At 31.9% G+C, this 1,697-nt stretch carries 1 protein-coding gene; it reads left to right on the top strand.

Going from position 1 to position 1,697, the window contains the following annotated elements:
• Nucleotides 1-881, top strand: an 881-nt coding sequence (locus ACF1AG_RS34795) for a hypothetical protein (protein ID WP_391811051.1), incomplete at its 5' end; no start/stop codon positions are given.
• Between the last annotated feature and the right edge of the window lie 816 nt (nucleotides 882-1,697).

Genomic DNA, 1,697 nt, shown 5'->3' with positions numbered 1-1,697 from the left:
AAGAAAAAGAAATTTTACGCAATAAGATTACAGAAGTACAAGGTGAAATTCCAGAGCAAGAACAGCATTTGGCTCAATGCTTAAAAGAAGCTAATTTGGCTAAAGTGGAAGAGATTCCATTTGCTAAAAAGAATTTGAATAAACAACTGAAAGTAGCTACTCAAAAGCTTCAAGAAAACAATCTGACATCCATTGAACAGAAAATAGTTCTAAAGCAAACCGAAGAAATAATAAAGCAGCAAGTCATACGTAAAGTCATTTCTCACTATCCTGAACTTCAAAATGCCGAAAAATTCTTATCGTATGAGACTGCGCAAAAGCTAAATAACCTTAATAAAAAAGCTGAAAAGATTGTCGGTATAGATAGTATTAAATCCACTATTCGTGCTCGGAACAGACATATTGAAGAACATAAAAACTTTTTACAAAAGTTCCAAGTAGGTATTCAGCGAATCCAAAGGGTAGAAAAGTATTTTGATCAATTATTAGAGATTGAACAACGTTTGCAAAAAATTGATAGTAATCCCTTGTTAAAAGGAAAGGTACTTCATTCTGAAACAAATAAGAAAGCCTATGACGACCTTTTAAACATACAGAGTAAGTGCCAAGAATCTTTAAAAAAAGAAGGATTTCGAGATAAAGACCACTTTATTCATAATCGAGATAAGATTCTAAGTAATATGGACTTGAAAGATAAAACAATAAAAGAAATCGAAGATTTACAGTTAGGGAAGCATCAAGGTGGTTATGGAGCAAGCACAGAATTCTTGTCAGCCATCATCCGAGGCCTAGAACAGGCCCGAAACCAAACTCGAGGGGTAAATCCTAATGAGAAGCAAAAACAACGCTTAAAAGGGCAAAGAAATGAGTTGGAACGGTGATTAACACTGATAAAGAGAGTGAGCAATTCATACTTCTTTCATTTCAAACATATTATTGATCATGTAATACCTCCTTATTATGTAATCCTTAACAGAGACAACTGAGGGAGTTGTCTCTGTTTTGATTTTTGTTGTCAAACATGAAACTAACTAGCAATCCGCAGCAATTAAAAGAAAATGAAAGATCGCCGATATCATTATTGTTCCAAGTTTATATGTATTTCCCAAACCTAAAAAGACGGAATTTGCCCAAATATGGCCGAATTCCGTCTTTTGTTTTGTTGGTTGCTTGGGATAAGACGCATTATGTTAACTAACTAGCAAAATACTATCTAATTCTATTAAACACTTACAAAATAAGAATAAGAAAAAAATGTTATTATTAGTTATGATTTCCAACACAACGGGAGTAAAGTATCAACTAAGAAAAGGAGATGATTTCATGAAGCGAATTGATGTTGTTTTACTATTCGTGGTTGTAGTAATCTCGGTATTGCTGTTTCTTCTACTACTTCAAGGAAAATTGTCTAATGGCTATATAGTTCTAATAATATTAGGATTTGGATTAATTGTTGGATTCATTAGACGTTTTTTTTTTAACAACAGAAACTTGATTAGCAAAAAGAAAATTTAAAAAATTGAAGGATGGTTTTTATGGATATTTTAGGTATTATTCCTTTCGTTTTTTGGCTTATAGTTATCATAGGAGGAATATATTTACTTATAAAATTTCTCAAGAAAAAATAAAAAAGCCTAAGATCTTAGGCTTTTTTATTGGAATCAACTTTTAGAAAGAAATCCATCCACCAGTTTTCC

Source organism: Streptomyces sp. NPDC014764, assembly GCF_043082785.1.
Taxonomy (GTDB): Bacteria; Actinomycetota; Actinomycetes; order Streptomycetales; family Streptomycetaceae; genus Streptomyces; species Streptomyces althioticus.
The sequence above is the reverse complement of the archived record's forward strand: the minus strand, read 5'-3'. Positions and strand labels throughout refer to the sequence as shown.